The 25461-nt window shown below is 72.5% G+C and carries 24 protein-coding genes and 1 riboswitch; of the genes, 9 read left to right on the forward strand and 15 right to left on the reverse strand.

What is annotated here, in order from left to right; genetic code table 11:
* Positions 1-271: 271 nt before the first annotated feature.
* The 8 genes from pyrF to pyrR all read right to left on the reverse strand — a co-directional run bounded on the left by pyrF (position 272) and on the right by pyrR (position 10193).
* Positions 272-970 (reverse strand): orotidine-5'-phosphate decarboxylase, encoded by a 699-nt coding sequence (pyrF, locus tag ACFO60_RS15405; protein ID WP_380840914.1) that lies wholly within the window; start codon positions 968-970, stop codon positions 272-274.
* A complete protein-coding gene (locus tag ACFO60_RS15410; protein WP_380840915.1) occupies positions 967-1941 on the reverse strand; it encodes a dihydroorotate dehydrogenase in 975 nt (324 codons plus the stop codon). Before ACFO60_RS15410 ends, pyrF begins: the two co-directional genes overlap by 4 nt.
* Positions 1931-2803: a dihydroorotate dehydrogenase electron transfer subunit gene (locus ACFO60_RS15415; protein WP_380841191.1), complete on the reverse strand. Its 873-nt coding sequence runs from the start codon at positions 2801-2803 to the stop codon at positions 1931-1933. The genes ACFO60_RS15410 and ACFO60_RS15415 overlap by 11 nt, the downstream gene beginning before the upstream one ends.
* Positions 2804-2840: 37 nt before the next feature.
* Positions 2841-6131, reverse strand: coding sequence for a carbamoyl-phosphate synthase large subunit (gene carB / locus ACFO60_RS15420; RefSeq protein WP_380840916.1), 3291 nt, complete (start codon positions 6129-6131; stop codon positions 2841-2843).
* Complete coding sequence (gene carA / locus ACFO60_RS15425) at positions 6124-7272, reverse strand: glutamine-hydrolyzing carbamoyl-phosphate synthase small subunit (RefSeq protein ID WP_380840917.1); 1149 nt, start codon at positions 7270-7272, stop codon at positions 6124-6126. Before carA ends, carB begins: the two co-directional genes overlap by 8 nt.
* On the reverse strand, positions 7269-8573 hold the full coding sequence (locus tag ACFO60_RS15430) for a dihydroorotase (RefSeq protein ID WP_380840918.1): 1305 nt from the start codon (positions 8571-8573) through the stop codon (positions 7269-7271). Before ACFO60_RS15430 ends, carA begins: the two co-directional genes overlap by 4 nt.
* Positions 8570-9502, reverse strand: a complete 933-nt coding sequence (locus ACFO60_RS15435) for an aspartate carbamoyltransferase catalytic subunit (protein ID WP_380841192.1) — start codon at positions 9500-9502, stop codon at positions 8570-8572. The genes ACFO60_RS15430 and ACFO60_RS15435 overlap by 4 nt, the downstream gene beginning before the upstream one ends.
* A 70-nt stretch (positions 9503-9572) precedes the next feature.
* Complete coding sequence (gene pyrR / locus ACFO60_RS15440) at positions 9573-10193, reverse strand: bifunctional pyr operon transcriptional regulator/uracil phosphoribosyltransferase PyrR (RefSeq protein ID WP_380840919.1); 621 nt, start codon at positions 10191-10193, stop codon at positions 9573-9575.
* Between the two features lie 474 nt (positions 10194-10667).
* Between pyrR and bldD the strand changes: the two genes are divergently transcribed.
* From bldD to ACFO60_RS15455, 3 genes are all read left to right on the forward strand, one after another.
* Entirely contained in the window at positions 10668-11162 is a 495-nt protein-coding gene (gene bldD, locus ACFO60_RS15445; protein WP_279783368.1) for a transcriptional regulator BldD, read from the forward strand.
* 329 nt (positions 11163-11491) lie between these two features.
* Positions 11492-11920, forward strand: coding sequence for an RrF2 family transcriptional regulator (locus ACFO60_RS15450; RefSeq protein ID WP_380840920.1), 429 nt, complete (start codon positions 11492-11494; stop codon positions 11918-11920).
* Positions 11921-12000: 80 nt separating this feature from the next.
* Positions 12001-13428, forward strand: a complete 1428-nt coding sequence (locus ACFO60_RS15455) for a globin domain-containing protein (RefSeq protein WP_380840922.1) — start codon at positions 12001-12003, stop codon at positions 13426-13428.
* Positions 13429-13729: 301 nt separating this feature from the next.
* Here the strand turns inward: ACFO60_RS15455 and ACFO60_RS15460 are convergent, their stop codons facing one another.
* On the reverse strand, positions 13730-14170 hold the full coding sequence (locus ACFO60_RS15460) for an SAV_6107 family HEPN domain-containing protein (RefSeq protein WP_380840924.1): 441 nt from the start codon (positions 14168-14170) through the stop codon (positions 13730-13732).
* 841 nt (positions 14171-15011) lie between these two features.
* Positions 15012-15827 carry a L,D-transpeptidase family protein gene (locus tag ACFO60_RS15465; RefSeq protein WP_380840925.1) on the reverse strand — a complete coding sequence of 272 codons (816 nt, stop codon included), beginning with the start codon at positions 15825-15827 and terminating at the stop codon, positions 15012-15014.
* Between the two features lie 131 nt (positions 15828-15958).
* Between ACFO60_RS15465 and ACFO60_RS15470 the strand changes: the two genes are divergently transcribed.
* Positions 15959-16435, forward strand: coding sequence for a YbaK/EbsC family protein (locus ACFO60_RS15470; protein WP_380840927.1), 477 nt, complete (start codon positions 15959-15961; stop codon positions 16433-16435).
* Positions 16436-16475: 40 nt separating this feature from the next.
* A complete protein-coding gene (locus tag ACFO60_RS15475; protein ID WP_380840928.1) occupies positions 16476-17030 on the forward strand; it encodes a GNAT family N-acetyltransferase in 555 nt (184 codons plus the stop codon).
* Between the two features lie 88 nt (positions 17031-17118).
* On the opposite strand, the gene metF is transcribed toward ACFO60_RS15475, so the two are convergent.
* Positions 17119-18051 carry a methylenetetrahydrofolate reductase [NAD(P)H] gene (metF, locus tag ACFO60_RS15480; protein ID WP_380840930.1) on the reverse strand — a complete coding sequence of 311 codons (933 nt, stop codon included), beginning with the start codon at positions 18049-18051 and terminating at the stop codon, positions 17119-17121.
* Positions 18052-18449: 398 nt separating this feature from the next.
* Entirely contained in the window at positions 18450-19445 is a 996-nt protein-coding gene (locus ACFO60_RS15485) for an RNA-guided endonuclease InsQ/TnpB family protein (protein WP_380840931.1), read from the reverse strand.
* A 149-nt stretch (positions 19446-19594) separates the two neighbouring features.
* On the opposite strand from ACFO60_RS15485, the gene ACFO60_RS15490 reads away from it, so the two are divergent.
* Complete coding sequence (locus ACFO60_RS15490) at positions 19595-20662, forward strand: polyprenyl synthetase family protein (RefSeq protein ID WP_380840932.1); 1068 nt, start codon at positions 19595-19597, stop codon at positions 20660-20662.
* Between the two features lie 4 nt (positions 20663-20666).
* Here the strand turns inward: ACFO60_RS15490 and thiE are convergent, their stop codons facing one another.
* Genes thiE through ACFO60_RS15505 form a run of 3 tightly spaced genes read right to left on the reverse strand, consistent with a single transcriptional unit; the run spans position 20667 to position 22875 of the window.
* Positions 20667-21305, reverse strand: coding sequence for a thiamine phosphate synthase (thiE, locus tag ACFO60_RS15495; protein WP_380840933.1), 639 nt, complete (start codon positions 21303-21305; stop codon positions 20667-20669).
* Complete coding sequence (locus ACFO60_RS15500) at positions 21283-21657, reverse strand: Rv2175c family DNA-binding protein (RefSeq protein WP_380840935.1); 375 nt, start codon at positions 21655-21657, stop codon at positions 21283-21285. Before ACFO60_RS15500 ends, thiE begins: the two co-directional genes overlap by 23 nt.
* Positions 21658-21705: 48 nt before the next feature.
* Entirely contained in the window at positions 21706-22875 is a 1170-nt protein-coding gene (locus tag ACFO60_RS15505) for an NAD(P)/FAD-dependent oxidoreductase (protein WP_380840936.1), read from the reverse strand.
* A 170-nt stretch (positions 22876-23045) separates the two neighbouring features.
* A riboswitch (TPP riboswitch) is annotated at positions 23046-23158 on the forward strand.
* Here ACFO60_RS15505 and thiO point away from each other — a divergent pair.
* From thiO to ACFO60_RS15520, 3 genes are all read left to right on the forward strand, one after another.
* Positions 23153-24343, forward strand: coding sequence for a glycine oxidase ThiO (gene thiO / locus ACFO60_RS15510; protein WP_380840937.1), 1191 nt, complete (start codon positions 23153-23155; stop codon positions 24341-24343). (Overlaps the previous riboswitch by 6 nt.)
* A gap of 61 nt (positions 24344-24404) precedes the next feature.
* Complete coding sequence (gene thiS, locus ACFO60_RS15515; RefSeq protein ID WP_380840939.1) at positions 24405-24605, forward strand: sulfur carrier protein ThiS; 201 nt, start codon at positions 24405-24407, stop codon at positions 24603-24605.
* Positions 24598-25431: a thiazole synthase gene (locus ACFO60_RS15520; protein ID WP_380840940.1), complete on the forward strand. Its 834-nt coding sequence runs from the start codon at positions 24598-24600 to the stop codon at positions 25429-25431. Before thiS ends, ACFO60_RS15520 begins: the two co-directional genes overlap by 8 nt.
* The last annotated feature ends 30 nt before the right edge of the window (positions 25432-25461 follow it).

Genomic DNA, 25461 nt, shown 5'->3' on the forward strand with positions numbered 1-25461 from the left:
CACAGCTCGGGGCGCGGCGGTGTCGTGAGGAGGAGAGAGCGAGTGCGAGGGACGAGCGCTCGTGAACGACGACGAACGGCGCCGCCTCAAAGGCGCCCCGAGCACGCCGAGCGAAGCGAGGCCAAGCCGGCACAGCTCGGGGCGCGGCGGTGTCGTGAGGAGGAGAGAGCGAGTGCGAGGGACGAGCGCTCGTGAACGACGACGAACGGCGCCGCCTCAAAGGCGCCCCGAGCACGCCGAGCGAAGCGAGGCCAAGCAAACACAGCCCTCCTCAGCCGGAGAGGACGCGCCGCAAGGCCGCGGCGATGCCCGCGGCGGCCGCGCCGGGGTCGGCGGAGCCGGTGATCGGCCGCCCGATGACGAGGAGGTCGGCCCCGTCGGCGATGGCCTGCTCGGGGGTCGCCACCCTTGCCTGGTCCTGGGTGTCGGAACCGGCGGGCCGGACCCCGGGGGTGATGAGCGTGATGCCGGGCCCGACCTCCGCGCGGACGGCGGCCACCTCGCGCGGGGAGCACACGAGGGCCTGGGCGCCCGCGTCGACGGCCTCTACGGCCAGACGGCGCACCGCGTCGCGGGCGGGCCCCCTGACCCCCATGCGCTCGAGATCGGCCTCTGACAGCGATGTCAGGGCCGTCACGGCGGCGATGACGGTGTTCGGCAGGGCGTCGACGGCCGCGCGGATCATGGTGCGGCCTCCGGCCGCGTGCACGGTGAGGATGTGCGGCTTGAGCCGCGCGACGGCCTTGGCCGCCCCGGCGACGGTGTTCGGGATGTCGTGGAGCTTCAGGTCGAGGAAGATCTGGACGCCGGAGGCGCCGCGCACGGAGGCGATCACGTCGGGTCCGTAGCGCAGGTAGAGTTCGAGGCCGACCTTCACGGTGCTCACGTGCGGCGTCACCAGGGCCGCCCAGCGGGCCGCCGTCTCCAGATCGGGTGCGTCCAGGGCGACGGCGATGGGTGCGGACGTCAAAGAGAGCTCTCCTCCAGGTCGATGCGGTGCCGGGGGCCTGCCCCGGGCGGTCGGTGGGCGAGCCCGACGGCGTCGGCGAGCCGCTCGAAGCCGCGCTCTTTGAGCAGGTCTTCGAGCTCCCGCAGGATCCGCAGGCAAGCGTAGGGGTCGTGGAACAGTGCCGTGCCCACCGAGACGGCGCAGGCTCCGGCCAAGATGAGCTCCAGGGCGTCCCTGCCGGTCATGACGCCGCCCATGCCGACGATCGGAACGCCGGGCAGCGCGGCGTGCACCTGCCACAGGCAGCGCACGGCCAGCGGCCTGATGGCCGGCCCTGAGAGCCCTCCGGTGCCGGCGGCGAGCGCGGGGCGCATGGTGTCGACGTCGATGCTCATGCCGAGAGGGGTGTTGATCATGGCGAGGGCGTCCGCGCCGCCGTCGATGCACGCGCGGGCGACGGCGACGATGTCGGCCACGTCCGGGGCGAGCTTGGCCACGACGGGGACGTCGTAGCGCATGGTCGCGCGGACGGAGGCGATCACCTCGGCGGAGGCGGCGGGGTCGCGGGCGAAGACCCGCCCGAGGTCCTCGACGTTGGGGCACGACAGGTTGACCTCGATCGCGGCCACGCCGGGCGCGTCGGCGAGCCTGCGCGCCAGGGCGGTGTACTCGGCGACGCTGCCGCCGGCGATGGACACCACGGCCCGCGCGCCGCGCTCGACCAGCCGGGGCAGCTCGCCTTCGAGGAAGACCTCCACGCCCGGCCCCTGGAGCCCCACGGCGTTCAACATGCCGGAGGGGGTCTCGGCCATGCGGGGCGTCGGCCGCCCGGCCCTCGGCGCCATGGTGATCGAGCGGGTGACCACGGCCCCGAGGCGGGCGAGGTCGAAGAACTGGGAGAGCTCGGCGCCGGAGGCGGCGCACCCGGCGGCCGTGGTGATCGGGTTGGCCAGTTCGACGTGCGCCAGGTATGTCCGCATGTCAACTGACATTTCGGGTGTGAGCACCTCCCTCCTGGGCTCGTCCCCCGGGAGCGCCCAGGGCGTCGAACGGGATCGTGCCGATGTCCTCGAACCGCACCCGCTCGCCGCGGAAGACCGGTCCCTCGACGCACGAGCGCACCATGCGGGTCACTCCGTCCTCCCCGATCACGGGGATCACGCACGTCATGCAGACGCCGTACCCGCAGGCCATCGACTCCTCCACGCTGACCTGCACGGGAATGTCGAACTCGACCCCGACGGCCGTCACGCCGCGCAGCATCGCCATCGGGCCGCAGGCGTACACCACGTCGGCGCGCGCGTCGGCGATCACCGCGGGCAGGACGTCGGTGACCCTGCCGCGCAGGCCAAGGGACCCGTCCTCGGTGGTGAGCGTGGTGGTCTCCCCCATGCGCCGGGCGCGCAGCGCGCCGAACACCCGGTCGGCCGAGGCCGCGCCCAGCACGAAGTCGACCCGGCAGCCGCGCTGCTGCAGGGTGTCGGCCAGGGCGAACAGCGACGCCGAGCCGTACTCGCCGCCGACCAGCACGCACGCGCACGGGTCGCGCGGCACCGGGAACGGGCGGCCGAGCGGCCCGACCAGGTCCAGGGTGTCCCTGGCCTTGCGCTCGGCCAGCCACGCGGTGCCGCGGCCGCGCACGGCGAAGACCAGCTCCACCGTGCCGCCGTAGTCGGGCTTGACGTCGTGCACGGAGAAGGCCCGGCGGGTCGGCATGGAGGTGTGCGGCCCGCCGATGGCCACCGAGACGAAGTGGCCGGGACGGAAGCGCTCGGCGATGCCGGGCGCGACGACGGTCAGCGCGTGGTAGGCGTCCACGCGGCGCGTCGTCAGCACCGTGCCGGTCACCTGCACCGGAGTAACGGCCGTCTCCTCCACCTCCCGCCGGGCGTCAGCCCCTCAGCCGCTGGGCGTGCTCCTGGAGCGACCGTACGCCCACCGAGCCGGCGGCGATCGCCTGGATGCCCTGCACGGCCGCACCGAGCCCCTGCACAGTGGTGACGCACGGGATGCCCCGCAGGACGGCCGCGGTGCGGATTTCGTAGCCGTCCAGGCGCGGCCCGGACTGGCCCGGGCTGCCGAAGGGGGTGTTCACGATGAGGTCGACCTCGCCGTCCAGGATGCGGGTCACGATGGTGGGCTCACCGTCCGTGCCGATGCCGTCGCTCTGCTTTCGCACGATCTTGGCATGGACGCCGTTGCGGCGCAGCACCTCGGCGGTGCCCTCTGTGGCGAGGATCTCGAACCCCAGGTCGGCGAGGGCCTTCACCGGGAAGATCATGTGACGCTTGTCGCGGTTGGCGACCGAGACGAACGCGCGCCCCTTGGTGGGCAGCGAGCCGTAGGAGGCCGACTGCGACTTGGCGTAGGCGGTGCCGAACACCTCGTCGATGCCCATGACCTCGCCCGTGGAGCGCATCTCGGGGCCGAGGATGGTGTCGACGCCGAGGAACCGGTTGAAGGGCAGCACGGCCTCCTTCACCGCGATGGGGGCGTCCAGCGGGAGCGTCCCGCCGTCGCCCTCGGCGGGCAGCATGCCCTGGCCGCGCAGCGCGGCGATGGTCTCGCCCATCATGACGCGGGCGGCGGCCTTGGCCAGCGGCACCGCCGTCGCCTTGGAGACGAACGGCACCGTGCGGCTCGCGCGCGGGTTGGCCTCAAGGACGTACAGGATGTTGGCCGACATGGCGTACTGGACGTTCAGCAGGCCCCGTACGCCCACCCCGCGCGCGATGGCCTCGGTGGCGGCGCGGATGCGCTTGATGTCGAACCCGCCCAGGGTGATCGGCGGCAGCGCGCACGCCGAGTCGCCGGAGTGGATGCCGGCCTCCTCGATGTGCTCCATCACGCCGCCCAGGTAGAGCTCCTCGCCGTCGAACAGGGCGTCCACGTCGATCTCGATGGCCTCGTCGAGGAACTTGTCGACGAGCACCGGGTGGTCGCTGGCCGCGCCGGCCCGCTCCATGTACGCGCTCAGGGTCGCCTCGTCGTACACGATGGCCATGCCCGCGCCGCCCAGGACGTAGGAGGGGCGCACCAGCACCGGGTAGCCGATGTCGTCGGCGATGGCGCGGGCCTCCTCCACGGTGACCGCGGTGCCGTGCTTGGGGGCGGGCAGGCCGGCCTCGGCCAGCACGCGCCCGAACGCGCCGCGCTCCTCGGCCAGGTGGATCGACTCGGGGCTGGTGCCGACGACCGGCACCCCGGCGTCCTTGAGCGCCTGGGCCAGGCCGAGCGGGGTCTGCCCGCCGAGCTGGACGATCACCCCGGCGACCGGGCCGGCCTGCTGCTCGGCGTGCACGACCTCAAGGACGTCCTCCAGGGTGAGCGGCTCGAAGTACAGCCGGTCGGAGGTGTCGTAGTCGGTCGAGACCGTCTCGGGGTTGCAGTTGACCATCACGGTCTCATACCCCGCCGCCGACAGCTCGAAAGAGGCGTGGACGCAGGCGTAGTCGAACTCGATGCCCTGGCCGATGCGGTTGGGCCCGCTGCCGAGGATGATGACCTTGGGCCGGTCGCCGCCGGGGACCTCGGTCTCCTCGTCGTAGGTCGAGTAGAGGTAGGGGGTCTTGGCGGCGAACTCGGCGGCGCAGGTGTCGACGGTGTTGTACACGGGCCGCACGCCGAGCCCGTGGCGCAGCGCGCGCACCTCGGTCTCGGCCAGGCCCCGGATCTCGGCGATCTGCGCGTCGCTGAAGCCGTGGCGCTTGGCCCGCACGAACGTGGCGGCGCCGAGTTCGCCGCGGCCGATCTCCCTGGCCTCCTCGTCGATGAGGAACAGCTGGTCGAGGAACCACGGGTCGACGCTGGTCGCCTCGTACAGCTCGTCGAGCGTCGCCCCCGCCCTGATGGCCTGCTGCATGGTGCGCAGCCGCCCGTCGTGCGGCTTGCGGCAGGCCGCGAGCAGGTCGTCCTTGCCGCCGGGGTCTTCGGACCAGGAGAAGGACGACGCCTTCTTCTCCAGCGATCTGAGGGCCTTCTGGAGGGCCTCGGGGAAGGACCGGCCGATCGCCATGGCCTCGCCGACCGACTTCATGTGGGTGGTGAGGGTCTGGTCGGCGCCGGCGAACTTCTCGAAGGCGAAGCGCGGCACCTTGACCACGACGTAGTCCAGCGAGGGCTCGAAGGACGCCGGCGTCTCGCGGGTGATGTCGTTCGGGATCTGGTCCAGGGTGTAGCCGACGGCCAGCTTGGCGGCGATCTTGGCGATCGGGAAGCCGGTCGCCTTGGAGGCCAGGGCGCTGGACCGCGAGACGCGCGGGTTCATCTCGATGACGATCATGCGCCCGGTGCGCGGGTCGACGGCGAACTGGATGTTGCAGCCGCCGGTGTCGACGCCGACCTCGCGGATGACCGCGATGGCGACGTCGCGCATGTTCTGGTACTCACGGTCGGTGAGGGTCATGGCCGGGGCGACCGTGACGCTGTCGCCGGTGTGCACGCCCATCGGGTCGATGTTCTCGATGGAGCAGACGATGACGACGTTGTCGGCCCGGTCGCGCATGACCTCCAGCTCGTACTCCTTCCAGCCGAGGATCGACTCCTCAAGGAGCACCTCGGTGGTCGGCGAGGCGTCCAGCCCGGCGCCGGCGATGCGGCGCAGGTCGGTCTCGTCGTAGGCGAACCCCGAGCCCGCGCCGCCCATGGTGAAGCTCGGCCGCACGACGACCGGGTAGCCGAGACCGGCGGCGGCGGACAGGCACTCGTCGATGGTGTGGCAGATCGCCGAGCGCGCCGACTCGGCGTTGAGGCCGTGCTCGGCGGCCACCTTGGCGACGATCTCCTTGAACCGCTCGCGGTTCTCCCCCGCCTGGATGGCGTCGATGTCGGCGCCGATCAGCTCGACGCCGTAACGGTCGAGCACGCCGGCCTCGTGCAGGGCGACCGCCGCGTTGAGCGCGGTCTGCCCGCCCAGGGTGGGCAGCAGGGCGTCGGGGCGCTCCTTGGCGATGATCTGCTCGACGATCTCGGGGGTGATCGGCTCGACGTAGGTGGCGTCGGCGAACTCGGGGTCGGTCATGATCGTCGCCGGGTTGCTGTTGACGAGGATCACGCGGTAGCCCTCGGCCCGCAGCACTCTGCACGCCTGGGTGCCGGAGTAGTCGAACTCGCAGGCCTGCCCGATCACGATGGGGCCGGAGCCGATCACCATGATCGATGCGATGTCGGTGCGCTTAGACACGCGTGCCATCCTCCTTGGTGCCCGGGCGCGCCATCAGGGCGCAGAACTCGTCGAACAGGCCGGCGGCGTCGTGCGGCCCCGCCGCGGCCTCAGGGTGGTACTGGACGCTGAAGGCCGGGTAGTCGAGCAGGCGCAGCCCTTCGACGCAGCCGTCGTTGAGGTTGACGTGGCTGACCTCGGCGCGGCCGTAGGGGGTGTCGAACGGCCCGTCGGCGGGCGCCTGGACGGCGAAGCCGTGGTTGTGCGCGGAGATGTCGACCTTGCCGGTGCGGCGGTCCTGCACGGGCTGGTTGACGCCCCGGTGCCCGTAGCGCAGCTTGTAGGTGCCGAGGCCGAGCGCGCGGCCGAGGATCTGGTTGCCGAAGCAGATGCCGAACACCGGCCGGCCGGCGTCCATGACGCCGGTGAGCGCCTCGACGGCGTAGTCGGCCGCCGAGGGGTCGCCCGGCCCGTTGGACAGGAAGACGCCGTCGGGGTCGAGGGCGAGGATGTCGGCGGCCGTCGCGCTCGCCGGGAGCACGTGCACCTCGCATCCGCGCTCGGCCATGCGGTAGGGGGTCATCGCCTTGATGCCGAGGTCGACGGCGGCGACCGTGAAGCGCTTCTCCCCGTGGGCGGGCACGACGTACGGCTCGGCGGTGGAGACCTGCCTCGCCAGGTCGGCGCCGGCCATCGAGGGGCTCGTCCTGACCCTGTCGACCAGCTCTTCGACGGGAGCCGTCGGGGCGGTGAACACCCCGGCGCGCATGGCGCCGCGCTCGCGCAGGTGGCGGGTGAGCGCGCGGGTGCCGGGCATGGCGATGCCGACGACGCCCTGGCGGCGCAGCTCGTCGTCCAGCGTGCGCCTGGAGCGCCAGTTGGAGGCGACGCGCGCCGGCTCGCGGACGACGTACCCGGCGACCCAGATGCGGGAGGACTCGGGGTCCTCGTCGTTGACGCCGGTGTTGCCGATGTGCGGGGCGGTCATCGCCACGATCTGCCGGTGGTAGGAGGGGTCGGTGAGGGTCTCCTGGTATCCGGTCATGCCGGTGGAGAACACCATCTCGCCGAATGTCTCCCCCTCGGCGCCGTATGGGGCGCCGTGGAAGACCCGGCCGTCCTCCAGCACGAGGAGGGCCGTGCCGGTGGTCGCGAGCGTCACGTGAGCTTCCCTTCGAGAACGGTGGGGCGGCCGCGCAGGAACGTCGCGACGACCCGCCCCGGCAGGGTCAGGCCCTGGTAGGGGGTGTTGCGGCTCTTTGAGGCGAACCCGCCCGGATCGACGGCCCAGCGGACGGAGGGGTCGAACAGGGTGAGGTTCGCGGGGACGCCGGGCTTCAGCGGGCCGCCCTGGCCGTCCAGGCGGCCGATGCGGGCCGGCCGGGCGGACATGCGGTCGGCGACGCCCGCCCAGTCGAGCAGCCCGGTCTCGACCATGGCCTCCTGGACCACCGACAGGGCGGTCTCCAGGCCGATCATGCCCATGGCCGCGGCCGGCCACTCGGTCTCCTTGTCCTCGACCGGGTGGGGGGCATGGTCGGTGGCCACGCAGTCGATGGTGCCGTCGGCGAGCGCCTCGCGCAGCGCCTCGACGTCCGCCCGGGTGCGCAGCGGCGGGTTGACCTTGTAGATCGGGTTGTAGGCGCCGTTGGGCGACCGCTCGGCGCAGGAGTCAGTGAGCAGCAGGTGGTGCGGGGTGACCTCGGCGGTGACGTCCCAGCCCTTGGACTTGGCCCATCGGATGATCTCGACGGACCCCGCCGTCGAGACGTGGCAGATGTGCAGCCGGGAGCCGACGTGCGCGGCGAGCAGGCAGTCGCGGGCGATGATGGCCTCCTCGGCGACGGCCGGCCAGCCGGTCAGGCCGAGGCGCCCTGAGACCGCGCCCTCGTTCATCTGCGCGCCCTCGGTCAGGCGCGGCTCCTGCGCGTGCTGGGCCACCACCCCGTCGAACGCCTTGACGTACTCAAGGGCCCGGCGCATGAGGACGGCGTCGGAGACGCACACCCCGTCGTCGGAGAAGACCCGGACACGGGCGGCGCTGTCGGCCATCGCGCCCAGCTCGGCGAGCTGCTTGCCGGCCAGGCCCGAGGTGACCGCGCCCACCGGCTGGACGTCGCAGTGGCCGGCCTCCTGGCCGAGCCGGTAGACCTGCTCGACCACGCCGGCGGTGTCGGCGACCGGCGAGGTGTTGGCCATGGCGTGGACGGCGGTGAACCCGCCGAGCGCCGCGGCGGCCGTGCCGGACTCGACGGTCTCGGCGTCCTCGCGGCCCGGCTCGCGAAGGTGGGTGTGCAGGTCGACCAGGCCCGGCAGCGCGATCAGCCCGCCGGCGTCGATGTGCCCGGCGCCGGGGACGTCCACCTCGCCGGGCGCGCCGACGGCGGCGATGTAGCCGTCCTTGAGAAGGATGTCCTTCGGCTCGCCCCCGAGGACGCGGGCGCCCTTGAGAAGGTAGGTCACTGGTTTCCCCCGATCGCGGGCTCATTGCCGGACAGAAGCAGGTAGAGGACGGCCATGCGCACGGTCACGCCGTTGGTGACCTGCTCGACGATGGTGGAGCGCTCGGAGTCGGCGACCTCGGCGGCGATCTCCATGCCGCGGTTCATCGGCCCCGGGTGCATGACGATCGCGCCGTCGGGCATGCGGCCGAGACGCTCGGGGTCCAGCCCGTAGCGGCGGCTGTACTCGCGGGCCGAGGGGAAGTAGGAGGCGTTCATCCGCTCGTGCTGGACGCGCAGCATCATGACCACGTCGGACTTGGGCAGCACCGCGTCGAAGTCGTAGGAGACCTCGCACGGCCAGTCGCCCATCGCCACCGGCAGCAGGGTGGGCGGCGCGACCAGCGTCACCTCGGCGCCCAGGGTGTGCAGCAGATGGACGTTGGAGCGGGCGACCCGGCTGTGCAGCACGTCGCCGACGATGGTGACCCGGCGGCCGACGAGGTCGCCGAGGCGGCGGCGCATGGTGAAGGCGTCCAGCAGGGCCTGCGTCGGGTGCTCGTGGGTGCCGTCGCCCGCGTTGACCACGCTGCCGTCGACCCAGTTGGCCAGGCGGTGCGGCGCGCCGGAGGCGCCGTGCCGGACGACCACGGCGTCGGCGCCCATCGCCTGCAGGGTGAGCGCGGTGTCCTTCAGGCTCTCGCCCTTGGACACGCTGGACCCCTTCGCCGAGAAGTTGATCACGTCGGCGGACAGGCGCTTGGCCGCGGCCTCGAAGGAGATGCGGGTGCGGGTGGAGTCCTCGAAGAAGAGGTTCACGACCGTGCGCCCGCGCAGCGTCGGCAGCTTCTTGATCGAGCGGCCGGAGACCTGGGCCAGCTGCTCGGCGGTGTCGAGGATCAGCAGGGCGTCGTCGCGTGACAGGTCGGCGGTGGACAGCAGGTGGCGCATCATCGCCGGCCTCCTCTCGGGAGCGCGTGCGCGGCGGCGCGCGGACCGGCGGTGAACGGGGGCAGGGACCTCATCGCTGGCCCCCTCTCAGCAGGACCGCGTCGCGCTGGTCGATCTCGGCCAGGCACACCCGGACGGTCTCGGCGCGGGATGTGGGGAGGTTCTTGCCGACATAGTCGGCGCGGATGGGCAGCTCGCGGTGGCCCCGGTCGACCAGGACCGCCAGGCGGACGGCGGTCGGGCGGCCGAGGTCGTTGAGGGCGTCCAGCGCGGCGCGCACCGTGCGGCCGGAGTACAGCACGTCGTCGACCAGGACCACGATGCGGCCGTCCACGCCGTCTCTGGGCAGATCGGTGCGGCCGAGGGCACGCGTGGGACGCAGGCGCAGATCGTCGCGGTACATGGTCACGTCAAGTGAGCCCGCGGCCACCGGACGGCCCTCGACCTGCTCGATGCGGTCGGCGAGCCGGCGCGCGAGAACGGCCCCCCTGGTGGGGATGCCGAGAAGCAGGAGGTCGTCGGGGCCCTTGGCGCGCTCGAGGATCTCGTGGGCGATGCGGGTGAGGGCCCGGTTGATGTCGGGGCCCTCCAGGACGGCGCGCTCGCCGTCGACGGGACGCCCACCGCCGGGCGCCGGCTCCCCGTCGATGCGGGGATCGTCGTCACGGGCCTGATTTCGGGCGGCGTTCATGAGGGTCACCACCTTTCCCGCCTCACAGGACGGGTCTTAAAGGAACTGGCGACCACCACGTTAGCAGCCCTTCGCCGAACGCTCCGAACGGGTAGGGGCTTCTCGACCTGGGCGGATGCCCTCAGGCCCGCCGCCGGCGGGCCTCGCGGCGCGGCCGGCCGCCGGCCGCGGATCCTTGCCGGGAGCCGGCCGAATCCATGCCCCAGGCGGACGGAAGCGGCCGGCGGGGCCCTTGTGACCGAGCGGAGTGAAGCCGAACCGGACAGGATTCGGCATCTTTTTTCCAATCAGCTTGACCAATCACGTCCACACCTTTACCGTCACTGTGCGTAACCACACCTCGCGACGTTCCCGGGTAAACCGGGACGTGTCGGTCACCGATGGTGTCTCCCCAGGCACCACCCGATCGCCGTTGCATTCGTCGCAAGGCGCACAATAAGTGAGAACGTTCATAGAAAGCCGGGGGGCCAAACGATGCCGTCTGACTACGCCAAGTCGCTGGGCGCGCGACTCCGCGCCATCCGCACCCAGCAGGGGCTATCACTCCATGGAGTCGAAGAGAAGTCGCGGGGCCGATGGAAGGCCGTCGTCGTGGGCTCCTACGAACGCGGCGACCGCGCCGTGACGGTGCAGAAGCTCGCCGAGTTGGCCGACTTCTATGGTGTCCCGGTCTCCGAGTTGCTTCCCGGCGGCTCCGCGCCGAGCCCGCTCGGCCCCACGCCGAAGCTCGTGATCGACCTTGAGCGGCTGGCGCAGTTGCCGAAGGAGAAGGCCGGGGCCCTGGCCCGCTACGCGGCCACCATCCAGAGCCAGCGCGGCGACTACAACGGCAAGGTGCTTTCCATCCGCCAGGAGGACCTGCGCTCACTCGCGGTCATCTATGACAAGTCCCCCACCGAGCTCACCGAAGAGCTCATCACCTGGGGCGTGCTCGACGCCGAGGCGCGCCGCGCGGTCGAGTCCTTCTGACCCTCGCCCCGGCGGCCGCGCCGATCCGGCCCGGCCGCCGCGGCCACCCGGCCCGGCCGGCGCGAGCGGCCGCGCCGTTCGCATGACCTGAACCGCCCACGGCGTCCAGGCCCCCGCGCGAGCCGCCACCGGACGTGCGTGCCGGGTGTCCCCCCGGCCCCGCGGCGGCGACCCGCGACCGTGAGCACCGAAGAGCCCGCAGGAGAGCACCCCGCTCCGCGGGCTCTTCGCTTGCCCGGACCACCGGGCACTGCGGCAGGCGTGTGGGGTCTCCCACATTCGCCGCCTTTTAATTGTCATCTGCGATTCCACATTGCTAACTTCGTGCCGTGCGCCTGACGAAGTTCACCGATCTCGCCCTGCGGGTCACCATGCGACTGGCGGTCGCGGAGCCGGGGGCCACCCGCACCACCAGGCAGGTGGCCGAGGCGATGGCCATCCCCTACACCCACACCGCCAAGGCCATCTCGCGCCTGCAGCATCTCGGGGTCGTGGACGCTCGGCGGGGGCGCGGCGGCGGCCTTGAACTCACCGCGCTGGGACGGTCCGCGTCGCTGGGCTGGCTGGTACGCGAACTGGAGGGCGAGGAGGAGGTCGTGGCGTGCGAGGGCGAGTCCCCCTGCCCGCTGCGGGCCGCCTGCCGGCTGCGCGGCGCCCTGCGCGACGCCCAGCGGGCGTTCTACGCCTCTCTCGACCCGCTGACCGTCGACGACCTGGTGACCTCGCCGGCCGGACCGGTCCTCGTCTCACTCACCTGAGCGCCCTGCTCGCGCGGCGCCGGTTTCGGCCATCGTTGAATATGAAGATCTAATACCAATTCACATGCCAGGAGGATGCCTTGCTTTCCCCGGAATCGGCCACGCGGATCCGTGCCACCCTGCCCGCGGTCGGCGCCGCCATCGACGACATCGCGGCGCGCTTCTACGACACGATGTTCGCCGACAACCCCGAACTGCTGCGCGACCTGTTCAACCGGGGCAACCAGGCGAACGGCGAACAACGCGCCGCCCTGGCCGGAGCGCTGGCCGGCTACGCCGCCTCGCTGGTCGGCTCCGGCCGTGCCCCCGACGCGATGCTCGCCCGCATCGCCAACAAGCACGCCTCACTGGGGATCACCCCCGACCAGTACATCCTTGTGCAGAAGTACCTTTTCGCCGCCATCGGCGACATCCTCGGCGAGGCGATCACACCCGAGGTGGCGGCGGCCTGGGACGAGGTGTACTGGCTCATGGCCGGCACGCTCATCGCCCTGGAGGCGGTCCTGTACCGCGAGTCCGGCGAGGGATGGCTGGAGGCGACGGTGATCGACCGGCGCCGCGAGACCGCGGACGTGGTGTCGTTCACGCTGCGGCCGAAGACCCCAAGGTCGTTCAGACCGGGGCAGTACATCAGCGTCGCCGTCCCTCTTCCCGACGGGGCCAGGCAGATCCGGCAGTACAGCCTCTCGCGCGCGCCGGAGCGGGGCGACTGGCGCATCACCGTCAAGAAGGCGCGCGGCGACGGCGCCCCGGACGGCGAGGTGTCCGGCCTGCTCCACGCCGGCGTGCGCCCCGGGGACGTCCTGATGGTGTCGGCGCCGTTCGGCGACCTCACCCTGCCGCACGGCGACGGCCCCCTGCTGCTGGCCTCGGCCGGGATCGGCGTCACGCCCATCTTGTCCATGCTCGACCACCTCGCGGCCACGGACTCGGTCCGCCGGGTCGTGGTGGCGCACGCCGACCGCACCCCGGCCCACCACGCCCACCGCGCCGAGCTGCTGGACCTGGTCGCCGCGCTGCCCGGCGCCACCCTGCACCGCTGGTACGAGCAGCCCTGCGCCTGCCACGACCACGCGGACGAGACGCACCGAGGGGGCACCACACCCGCAGGAATCGCCACCGCGCCCACCAGCACGAGCAACCCCACCAGGAACCCCGCCCCGGACACGGTGAGCGCCGTCGCGCCCACCGGCACGGGAGACGCCACGTGGAACAGCGCCGCCCCGGGCGGGCGGAACGCCGCCGACGCGGCGGGCGAAGGGCGTGCGGAGCCGGGCGCGTGGAACGCCGCCGACGCGGCGGGCGGAGCGCCGGCGGAGCCGGCCCCGGCGAGCATCGGCCGGGTGGATCTCACCGGCATCGACCTGCCCGAGGGCGTGGTCGCCTGCCTCTGCGGACCGCTGCCCTTCATGCGGGAGGCGCGCTCGCAGCTGCTCGCGCGCGGAGTGCCGGCCTCCGACATCCACTACGAGGTCTTCGGCCCCGACCTGTGGCTGCCCGGCGCCTGACCTTCGCCGCCTGTGGATGCCCGACGCCCGACTCTCGCGGCCGGCCGCACCCGGCCGCCACCCACCGGTCCGCGAGCCGTCACATCCCGGCTCCGGAAAGCCGAGCTCCGGAAAGCCTGCTCAGCGCCCGGCTCTCATGGCCGACCGCATCCGGTGGCCGACCGCATCAGGCCCGCCGCCACCGGTCCGTGAGCCGTCACATTCGGCTCAGGAAAGCCCGCTCGGCGTCAGGCCGCCCGCACCCCCGCCCCTGCGCGCGCGAGGCGATGTCGTCCCTGCACGCGTGAGGCGATGCCGTGCGTCACCCCGCCAGGGGGGCCTTCACCGGCAGGGTGGACTGGCCGGGGACGCCCAGGATGTCCTCGACGACGCCGACGAAGGTGTCGGCCTCGGTGATCAGCTCGTCGGCGTCGCGCGCCGACACGACGCGGACCATGCCGGCCTCGGCCGCAGCCCGCTTGCGGGCGCTCTCGGCGAAGTACGCCGCCCAGCGGGCGAGCCTGGGCTCGGCCTCGGGCAGCAGCTCCCACGCGCTGCGCAGGCGCCGCCTGCGGCCGTCCATCGGCCGGGGCAGCGCCGCGAGGATGGCGGCCGCCGCGCGCAGCGCCGCCAGGTGGGCCGAGACGTAACGCTCTGCGGGGGTGCGGGCCGCCGCGGCGTCCGCGAGGCAGGAGTGCGCGTCGGCAAGGTGCGCGCGCACGGTCTGTGAAACCCGGGGACCTTCTCCGGACTGTTGAGTCATGCCACCCTCCTCGGGGTCATGGCTCCGGCGGTGACCGCCGGTGATAACACGGTCGCAGACCCCACCGACAATTCCGGCGGCCCGCTGGTCATGGTCACGGACGCTTGCTCCCTTGATCCCTCGCCCCGGCACGTCGCCGTGCCGCGGGGTGCTGCGATTCCTGTGCCGACCCTCCGCTCGTGGTGCGCTCACGACCTTCCGGCGGGCCGCGGCCGATCACCGGCCGCGGCGGCGTGCTCCCAGGCGCAGCCCGGTGCGGGGCTGGTGCGGGCCCTGGCGCCCGGCCCGCTCACGGCGCCCACCGCCTCACCCCCGGCCGGCCGCGGCACCCCCCGCCTGTCAGCCCGCCGTGCGTGTCAGCCCGCCGTTCCGGGTGGCCGCCCGCATGCGGGGCCGCCGTCGTATATGCGGCGGCGGCCTCGCGCGCGGGCCGCCACCGGTGTGGAGTTGTCGGCGCCGCCTTGCGACGGCGCCCGCTCGGGCCGGACGAGGAGCTTCCCCTCTCCCCGTCCGGCTATTCGGTTCGCGTGGAGAGGCCGCCGCGGACGGCGCTCGCCAGCCGGATGGTGGGGGTGGGCCGCGAGTCCCACCCCCACTGTGTCGAACATAAATTCGATGACGCGTCATGTCAAGCACCTCACGAACACAAGTTCGATCATGCGGTCAACCAGGGGTTCGAACAGCGCCCCGAGTGCCCGAACGCCGGGGCGCGGCGGGAACCGGCCCGTGACAGCCAGAAGCCGCGGTCGCGTGGTGCGACCGCGGCTTCTCATGCGGCGGTGTGCTCGTGGACGGCCGTGGCGGGCGCTCGTCCTCGCAGCTCCCCCGCCGGCCCCGGGGATCAGCGCTGGAAGCGGCCCCTGACGTGGACGGGGACGCCCGTGCCGAGCAGGCCGGGAAGGATCGCCGCGACGTGCATCGGCAGGCGCACGCACCCGTGTGAGGCCGGGTAGAGCGGAACCGACAGCGCGCCGTGCAGGGCGATGCCGCCGTTGAAGAAGACCGGGTTGTAGAGCTGGCCGAGATAGGACCTGTGCCAGCCCGACCGGCGCCAGGTGGTCTTGTAGTCCCCCGTCGGCGTGCGGGCGCCGCCGCAGAACCTCTGCGTCTTGCCCTGCCAGGTGGCCGTCTCACAGTAGGGGATGCCGCTGCCGGAGGAGATGTGGGTGATCAGCCGCACCTGGCCGGAGCGGTAGAGGACGGCGACCTGCCGGGTGAGGTCGATCTCGACGCGATCGGGCTTGCCCGCGGGGACGAGCACGCGCGGAGCCTTGGGGTTCTCCAGCGCCCGCCAGGTGCGGGAGGTGATCGTGCTGGTCGGCTTGATGCCCTGGATCTTCTGGAACGCCCACACGGCGGACTGCGTGGTGCCGCCGTACCTGGCGTCGAGCTTCCCTGGAACGTAGCCGAGCTCCCTCAGCCTGCTCTGGAGCTCTTTCACGGCGGCGCCCTTGGCGCCGAGCCGCAGAGTGCCGTGGGGCGCCACGAACGGCCTGACCACGCCCGCGAGCCCGGCCGGCGTCGCCGCGACCGTGATCTCGGCGCCCGCCGCCCGCGGGGCCGTCACGCCAGTGGCCGCCTGCGCCGCGCCGCCCGAGAGCAGCACGGCTCCCGCGGTCAGCGCCGCCGCGACGGTGAGCCGCCTCCCAACCGCCATGTCAAGACTCCCCTTCGACCGCACCACGTCCGATTCACGGGACCCTAGCGCATCGATCACACCCGACCCCCGTACGGTCACGGAGATGTAATCGATCGCCGACGCCCCGTCAATCTGTTTAGAGTGTCCGCGTGCCAGAAAAGTTGCATCCGAGCGTCATCAAGGTGTCCGACGCCCTCCGCGAGTCCGGCGCGACCGGCGAGGTCGTCGTCCTGACCGAGCCCGCCCCGACGGCCGCCGCCGCCGCGGCGCAGCTGGGGTGCGAGGTCGGCGCGATCGCCAACAGCCTGGTCTTCGACGCCGACGGCGAGCCGCTGCTGGTGCTCACCAGCGGCGCCCACCGGGTGGACACCGCGCTGATCGCGCGGCTCGTCGGCGCGGCGAAGGTCAAGCGGGCCTCGCCCGACTTCGTCAAGGCCGCGACCGGCCAGGCGATCGGCGGGGTCGCCCCGGTCGGCCATCCCGCGCCGATCCGCACGCTGGTCGACACCTGGCTGGCCAAGCACGAGGTCGTGTGGGCCGCGGCCGGCCATGTGCACACCATCTTCCCGACGACCTACGACGAGCTGCTGCGCGTCACCGGCGGCACGCCCACCGAGGTGGAGTGACCCCGGCGCGGCCGATACCCGTGCTGCTAGTGTGCGAGAAGTGATCGAACTGCGACACGCCGGTCCGGAGGAGTTCGCCGCCTCGCTGGACACCGTGATCGACATATACACGGTGGCGATGCGCCCTCCGACGGACCAGCTCACGGGCCGGCAGAGCATCATGCGCAACCACGCGACGTATCCGCGGTTCACGTGCCTTGTGGCCGAGACCACCGACGGCGTCGCCGTCGGCTTCGGGTACGGCTTCCACGGTTCGCCCGGCCAATGGTGGCATGACGTCGTGCGCCGCTCGCTGGAAGAGCGCGAGGGCCCGGCCACCGCCGCCGCGTGGTTCGAGAACGCCTTCGAGATCGCCGAGATCCACGTGCGCCCCGAGTACCAGGGCAAGGGCGTCGGCCGCCGGCTCGTCCACGGCCTGTGCGCGGGCCGCGGCGAGCGCACCGCCGTGATGTCCACCCATGACCAGCCCACGGCCGCGCGGCACCTCTACCAGCGGCTGGGCTTCGTCGACCTCATCGGCATGTACGTCTTCCCCGGCGGATACGAGCACTACGCCATCGTCGGCGCCACCCTGCCCCTCCAGCCCATGCCCTGACCACGCGCCCACCCGCTCTCACCGGGTGGCCGTCACGGCCTCGGCCGGCGCCGACCCTGGGGAGGGACGCCGGCCGCCGGGGGAGATCTCAGACGGCGCTGGCGGGGACGGGGCTGGGCGACAGGGCCTGGTAGACCTCGCGGGTCGCGCTCGACCGGTTGAAGGTGATGAAGTGGATGCCGGGCGCGCCCTCGTCGAGCAGGGTCTGGCACAGCTCGGCGGCGTGCTCGATGCCGAGGCGGCGCACCGCGGCGGGGTCGTCGGCGACCGCCTCGAAGCGCCCGGCCACCTCGGCGGGGAACGGCGCCCCTGACAGCTTCTCGGACCGCGCGATGGTGCTCAGCTGCGTGATCGGCATGATGCCCGGGATGATCGGCGTGTCGCAGCCGGCCGCGGCCACCCGGTCGCGCAGGCGCAGATAATCGTCGGCGCGGAAGAACATCTGCGTGATGGCGTAGTCGGCGCCCGCCCGGCACTTGCGGACGAAGTAGTCGACGTCGGACTCGACGGACGGCGACCTCGGGTGCCGGTACGGGAAGGCGGCCACCCCGACGCAGAAGTCGCCCGCCTGCCGGATGAGGCGGACGAGGTCTTCGGCGTAGGAGACGCCCTCGGGGTGCTTGACCCACTCGTCCAGGGGGTCGCGGCCGGGCGGGTCGCCCCGGACGGCCAGGATGTTGCGCACCCCCGCCCCGGCGAACCTGCCGACCAGGTGGCGCAGCTCGCGCACCGAGTGGTCGACCGCGGTGAAGTGGGCGACGGGGGTGAGCGTCGTCTCATGGGCGAGCCGCTCGACGATCTCGACCGTGCGGTCACGGGTGGAGCCTCCGGCGCCGTAGGTGACCGAGACGAACGTCGGGCGCAGCCCCTCGAGCTCGCGGATCGCGCGCCACAGCTGCCGCTCCCCCTCGTCGCTCTTCGGGGGCATGAACTCGAAGGAGAACGAGCGCTGCCCGGAGGCGAGCAGTTCCCGAACCGTCGGGACACGGTCGGGCAGGACGGATGGACGACCCAAAGCCATGCCTCCAAGGCTACAGGTCCGGGCCGCTCCGCACCGATCGCCAACGTGCGGTCCGCGCGGGGGCCGCGGACGCCGCGCCGCGTCGCGCCACGGCGCCGCACCTCACGGCCCAAGCGAGTCCTGCCACATCACCACAACGATCGTCAACAGCCTGTAGGACCGGTCCCGGACGACCGGCGCCAGGTGGTCGCAGCTCACCGGCGTGCGCCGGAAATACCCTTCCGCGTTCATGACGTCGATCACACAAGGGGTCGCAGATCGGCTGCCCGTTGTACGGCCGTTAATCTCAGAGCTTGACTGCTCCCCTCTCTGAGATGAAGGAGGGGATTCCTGCTTCACCACCGACCGCCCGCCGGAGAGGAGTCTCCTTGAGGTCTCACATCAGCTCCACAGGCGTTTCACCTCTCCGCCAGCCCGGCGGCGAGAAGGTTGGTGGCGGCGTTGACGTCCCGGTCATGGATCACGCCGCAGGCACAGGCCCACTCCCGCACCCTCAGCGGCATGGACTGTCGCAGGGCACCGCAGGCCGAGCACAGTTTGGAGGAGGGGAACCAGCGGTCCACGACCACCAGCCGCCGCCCGTACCAACCCGGTTTGTACTCCAGCATCGCGCGCAACTCCCGCCAGGAGGCGTCGCTGATGGCACGCGCCAGGCTGCGGTTCTTGACCATGTTACGCACGGCCAGATCCTCGATCACGACCGTTTGGTCGTCACGGACGAGCCGAGTCGAGAACTTGTGCAGGAAGTCCCTGCGCCGGTCGGCCCGCCCATGCCCGGGGTTGGCGATCTTCTCCCCGGTGGACAGCGTCACCAGGGAGGTGATCCCGGCGTCCACCCCGACACAGGCCTCCACCGGATCCAGCGGCCGGATCGTCTCCTCCACCAGGATCGACACCCACCAGCGCCCGGCCGCGTCCCTGGAGACGGTCACCGTGGACGGCTGCGCACCCGCGGGCAGCGGCCTGGACCACACGATGTCCAGCGGCGCGTCCATCTTCGCCAGCAACAGTTCGCCGTCCCGCCGGCGGAACGCCGAGCGGGTGTACTCCGCCGACGCCCGCGACCTCTTACGGGACTTGAACACCGGATGCTTCGACCGCTTGGCGAAGAAACCGGCGAAGGCGGCCTGCGGGTGCCGCAGCGCCTGCTGCAACGGCACACACGACACCTGCGACAAGAGCTCCAGCCCCTGGGCACGCTTCCACCCCGTCAGCATCGCCGAGGTCTCCGCATAGGAGACCTTGCGGCCCTCTTGGGCGTAGGCGCGGGAGCGTTCGGCAAGGGCCTTGTTGTAGACGTAGCGGACACGGCCGAACGTCCGGGCAAGCTCCGATGCCTGCTCGGGAGTCGGATAGAAGCGGTACTTGTAGGCCCGCTTCACCATCTGCGCCACGCCCCGCATCATATTCACGGTCGGTCACGGATCGCACACGCATTCGATGCAACGGTTCACCCGACGGCGAACCGCCAGCCCCTGACCTGCCGGCGCAGGGGTCCGATTCTTCCCCCGCCTGAAGGCGGGGGTCTCCTCGGAGGCTTCTGATGACCACTTCCTTCGCCCTGTCGGACGCGTTCCGTTCCGAGGTGGACCAGCGCCTGCGGGCGTTCGTCGACCGGCAGCGTCCCCTGGTCAGCGGCCCGGAGCTGAGCCCACTGCTCACGGCCGCCGAGGACTTCCTCGCGGGCGGCAAGCGACTGCGTCCGGCCTTCTGCTACTGGGGCTGGCGCGGCGCGGGCGGCGGCGACGACCCGGCGATCTTCGCGGCCGCCGCCTCGCTGGAGTTGCTGCAGGCCAGCGCGCTCATGCACGACGACGTCATGGACGCCAGCGACATGCGCAGGGGCAGGCCGTCGGCGCACCGCCGGTTCCAGGCGCTGCACGAGGAGTCAGGGTGGCAGGGGTCGGCCGAGCAGTTCGGCGAGGGGGCCGCCGTGCTGCTCGGGAGCCTGCTGCTGGTCTGGTCGAGCGAGATGTGGCGGACGAGCGGCCTGCCGGCCGAGGCGCTGCGCGCCGCCGAGGGAGTGCACGACCTGATGCGCACCGAGCTGATGTGCGGGCAGTACCTGGACCTGCTGGAGCAGGCCCACGGTGAGAGCACCTTCGAAAGCGCCCTGCGGGTCGCGCTGCACAAGAGCGGCAAGTACTCCGTCGAGCAGCCCCTGCGCCTGGGCCTGCTGCTGGGCGCGCGGGCGCCGGAGCCGTGGATCGACCGGCTGTGCGTGGACTACGGGCAGAAGGTCGGCATCGCCTTCCAGCTCCGCGACGACGTGCTCGGAGTGTTCGGCGACCCGGCCGAGACGGGCAAGCCCGCCGGCGACGACCTGCGCGAGGGCAAGCGCACGATGCTCATCGCGCGCACGCTGTCGCAGGCGACGCCCGAGCAGGCGGCCGACGTGCGCCTCCTGCTGGGCGACCCGAAGCTGGAAGAGGACGGCGTCGAGCGGCTGCGCGCGATCATCGCGGACACCGGCGCCCTCGCGGCGAGCGAAGAGATGATCAAGCGCTACCTGGACGACGCGCTGGCGTCCCTGAGGCACGCGCCGATCACCGGCGAGGCACGCGAGGCCCTGCAGGAGCTCGCCGTGGCCGCCACCGCCCGCCGCAGCTGAGGCCTCAGCCCGCCGCGAGGCGGCGGGCGAACTCGGCGGCGGCGGCTCCGGGGTCCTCGGCCTCGGTGATGGCGCGCACCACCACGACGCGCGTCACCCCGCAGGACATCACCTCGTCCAGCGTGCCGAGGTCGACGCCGCCGATGCCGAACCACGGCCGGTCGGCGCCGAGCGCCGCGGCGTGCTTCAGCAGGCCGGGGCCCGGCGCGAAGCGGCCGGGCTTGGTCGGCGTCGGCCAGATCGGCCCGCAGCAGAAGTAGTCGACGCCCTCCTCCACCGCCGCCGCGGACGCCTCGGCCTCGCTGTGGGTCGAGCGGCCGATCAGGACGTCCGGCCCGAGGATGTCGCGCGCGACCGCCACGGGAAGGTCGTCCTGGCCGAGGTGCAGCACGTCGGGACGCGCGGCGTAGGCGATGTCGGCCCGGTCGTTGACGGCGAGCAGGGCTCCGTGTCTGTCGCAGGCCGCGCGGAACACCTCGAGCAGCGCGAGCTCTTCGCGGGCCTCGAGGCCCTTCTCGCGCAACTGCACGATGTCCACGCCCCCGGCGAGGACGGCGTCCAGAAAGGGTTCGAGATCGCCTTGGCGGCGGCGGCCGTCGGTGCAGAGGTAGAGCCTGGCGTCAGAAAGCGAGCGCCTGAGCACGCCTCTTCACCTCGGTGTGCCGGCCGGCGACGATCGCGTCGATGGGCGCTCCCGGCAGGGAGTCATCGGCGGTGAACAGCCACCGCAGGGCCGCGGCGTCGTCGTAGCCGGAGTCGGACAGGACGGTCAGCGTGCCCGGTAGCCCCTTGATCACGTCGTTTCCGGCGATGAACTTGGCGGGGACCTCGGGCTCGGAGCCGCCGCGGCGGACACCGATGAGCCTCTTGTCCTTCAGAAGCTGCTTGGCCCGCCCGGTGCTGAGCCCGAGCCGCCTGCCCACTTCCGTGAGGGGGAGCCACTCTCCCACCATCTGGTCGGTTTCACGGTCGATCTGCGCAACAGAAAGCGTCACGGAACCACAACTACCACGTCGCGCCTCTTCTCAAACACCCGCTGGGGGTCACAAGCAGTCGCGCAAGGGTATCGAGGGGTCGCTCGCCCTATCAACATCGAGGCTTTGCCCGCCCTCGACGATGCGGCGGCCCTGTACCAGGTCACGGGGGCGGTCGACGGTGAGGATGGCGGCCAGCCGGTCGTCCTCGGTGAACCAGCACGCCGCCCACTTGCGGTCGGTGTCGGGGTCGCCGCGCAGGACCAGCCTGGCCCCGTCGTGGTGACCCGCGTACTGGACCATGTGGCCGAACTGCTCGGACCAGAAGTAGGGCACCGGGTCGTAGACGGCGCACTGCCCGAGGAGGGTGGCCACCGCGGTCTCGGGGGCGTTCAGCGCGGTGTCCCAGTGCTCGACCCGCATGCGCCGCCCGAAGCGCCGCGACCACCAGTTCGCGCAGTCGCCGACCGCGACCACGCCTTCCATCGAGGTGCGCAGGTGCTCGTCGACGACGATGCCGTTGTCCACCTCGATGCCCGAACCGGCGAGCCAGGTGACGTTGGGGCGCACGCCGACGCCGGTCACCACGACGTCGGCCGGGATCCACGAGCCGTCCATCATGGTCAGGCCGCCGGGGTCGATCGAGCCGACCATCACGCCGAGCCGCAGGTCGATGCCCACATCGGCGTACCAGCGCGCGGTGAGGCCGCCCACCTCGGGCCCTAGGGCCGTCGCCAGGGGCGACTCGGCGGCCTCGACGACGGTCACCTCGCAGCCCGCGCGGCGGGCCGCGGTGGCGACCTCGGCGCCGATCCATCCGGCGCCGACGATCGCGACGCGGGACTTCGGCACCATGGCGGCGCGCAGGGCCAGGGCGTCGTCGATGGTGCGCAGGACGTACTGGGCGCCCTCGCCGCGCAGCCGGATGGGGGACGCGCCGGTGGCGATCACCAGGCCGTCGTACTCCAGTTCGCCTTCGGTCGTCTCCAGGGCGCCCTCGCGCAGCCCCTTGGCGGAGACGCTGGTGCGCAGGTCGACCGACAGCGCGCCGAGGTCGGAGTCGACCACCGTCGAGTCGAGATCGCCGAGCAGGACGGCCTTGGACAAAGGAGGCCGGTCATACGGCCGATGGGACTCCTCACCGATCAGCGTGAGGCGACCTCGGTATCCACGCGCCCGTAGCGCTTCGACACTCCGCACGCCGGCCAAGCCGGCCCCCACCACCACGACATGATTCACATCCTGACCCTAAGCGGCCAGCACGGTAACTCGCCAACGGCGATTTGGTAACAAATTAGCTCACTATGCCACACAGGCAGTGATGAGACCACTCAAGCGGGTGCCCAAGCCGTATGGAGGGAGGAATAGCCGGTACTCCACCCGCCCTCGGGCAGGAATAGGCTAGGGAGACCAGCACGCGCGGGAGTCCGGCGAGACCGGGCTGAGAGGAGGGCTCACGGCCCTCGACCGCCAGGAACCTGATCCGGATCATGCCGGCGAAGGGAGCGGACGTTAAGTGGACGTGTCGAACGCCCTCCCGGGCGCGGCGCCGACCGCGCCTGCGGCGCACGTGGCGGGCTCCTCCTCGGACGTGGTCGTCGTGGGCGGCGGCGTCATCGGCCTGTCGGTCGCCTGGCGCGCGGCCCAGCGCGGGCGCACCGTCACCGTCGTCGACCCGGCGCCCGGGTCGGGCGCCTCGCACGCGGCGGCGGGGATGCTCGCCCCCGTCAGCGAGGTGACCTACACCGAAGAGCCCCTGCTGCGGCTCGGCCTCGCCTCCCTGGCCCGCTGGCCGGCGTTCGCCGCCGAGCTGTCCGCCGAGTCCGGGATGGACGTCGACCATCGCGCCGAGGGCACGCTCGACGTGGCCTTCGGCTCCGACGACCTCGCGGCGCTGTCGGAGATGGCGGGCTTCCTCGAGAAGCTGTCGCTGCCCGTCGAACGGCTCACCGGCCGGGAGTGCCGCCGCGCCGAGCCGATGCTCGCGCCCTCCGTGCGCGGCGGCATCCTGGCACCGGGCGACGCGTGGGTGGACCCGCGCCGCGTCACGGCCGCGCTGCTCGCCGCGCTGTCGCGCCGCGGCGCGCGGGTGCTCGCCGGCCGCGTGGCGGGCCTGCTCTCCGAGGGCGGCGCCGTGCGCGGCGTCCGGTGCGCGGACGGCGCGGCGATCGGCGCCGAGCAGGTCGTCCTGGCGGCCGGGGCCTGGTCGGGCTCCCTGGACGGCCTGCCGCCGGAGGTGCTCCCGCCCGTGCGCCCCGTGAAGGGGCAGATCATGCGGCTGCGGGGCGCTCCTGGGTTCCTCGGCCGATGCGTGCGCGGCATCGTGCACGGCTCTCGCGCCTACCTCGTGCCGCGCGGTGACGGCGAGATCGTGCTCGGCGCCACACAGGAGGAGATGGGGTTCGACACGCGGGTGACCGCGGGAGCCCTGTGGGAGCTGCTGCGCGACGCCCGCGAGCTGGTGCCCGGGATCACCGAGCTGGAGGTGGTCGACCTGGCGGCGGGGCTGCGCCCGGGAACGCCGGACAACCTCCCGGTGATCGGCCCGAGCGGCATGGACGGGCTCCTGCTGGCCACCGGCCACCACCGCGGCGGCGTCCTGCTGTCCCCGCTCACCGCCGACCTGGTGTCCGGCGGCCCCGACCCGGACCTCGCACCGCTGGCGGCGCTCTGCTCCCCCCTGCGGTTCGCCGAGGCCCACCGTTGAACGAAGGAGGAACGGGGCGCGCGCCCTGGCGGACGCCAGGCTCTGCCGCCCCGGAACGGCGATGAAAGTGATGATCAACGGGGTGTCCCGCGACCTGCCCGACGGGGCGACCGTCGCGCGGGCCGTCCAGGAGCTGACCTCGTCGGCCGCGGGCGTCGCGGTGGCCGTCAACGACGAGGTGGTGCGGCGCGGCGCGTGGCAGTCCACCACGCTCAGCGAGCACGACCGCGTCGAGGTGCTGACGGCGGTGCAGGGTGGCTGACCACGACGCCCTCCGGCCGGCGGGGCACGACCTCGGCCCGGCGGCCCGGGACGACGCCGGCGACGCGTTCGTCGTCGGCGGGGAGAAGTTCACCTCCCGGCTGATCATGGGCACCGGAGGGGCGCCGTCGCTGGACGTCCTTGACCAGGCGCTGGCCGCCTCCGGCACCGAGATCACCACGGTCGCGATGCGGCGCCTGGACCCGGCGTCCAGAGGCTCGGTGCTGGACGTCCTGCGCGCACGGGGCATCAGGGTGCTGCCCAACACGGCCGGCTGCTTCACCGCCGGCGAGGCCGTGCTGACCGCGCGCCTGGCCCGCGAGGCCCTCGGCACCGACTGGGTGAAGCTCGAAGTGATCAATGACGAGCGCACCCTGCTCCCCGACCCCATCGAGACCTTCGACGCCGCCGAGCGGCTGGTCGCCGACGGGTTCGTCGTCCTGCCCTACATCGGGGACGACCCCGCGCTCGCGCGGCGGCTGGAGCAGGCGGGATGCGCGGCCGTGATGCCGCTGGGCTCCCCCATCGGCTCGGGCCTCGGCATCCGCAACCCGCACAACATCGAGCTGATCGTCGAGGCGGCGACCGTCCCGGTGATCCTCGACGCCGGCATCGGCACCGCGAGCGACGCGGCGCTGGCCATGGAGCTGGGATGCGACGCCGTCTTGCTCGCCAGCGCCGTCACCCGCGCCCAGCGGCCCGGCCTGATGGCCGCGGCCATGCGCGAGGCCGTGACGGCGGGCCGTATGGCGCGCCTCGCGGGCAGGATCCCCCGGCGGCGGTACGCTGAGGCCTCCTCACCGGCGATCGAGCCGCGCGCCTGGTGACAACGATGACCCCTTGGGGACGGGAGAACA

The sequence above is a fragment of the Sphaerisporangium dianthi genome, from assembly GCF_042654065.1.
GTDB lineage: Bacteria > Actinomycetota > Actinomycetes > Streptosporangiales > Streptosporangiaceae > Sphaerisporangium > Sphaerisporangium dianthi.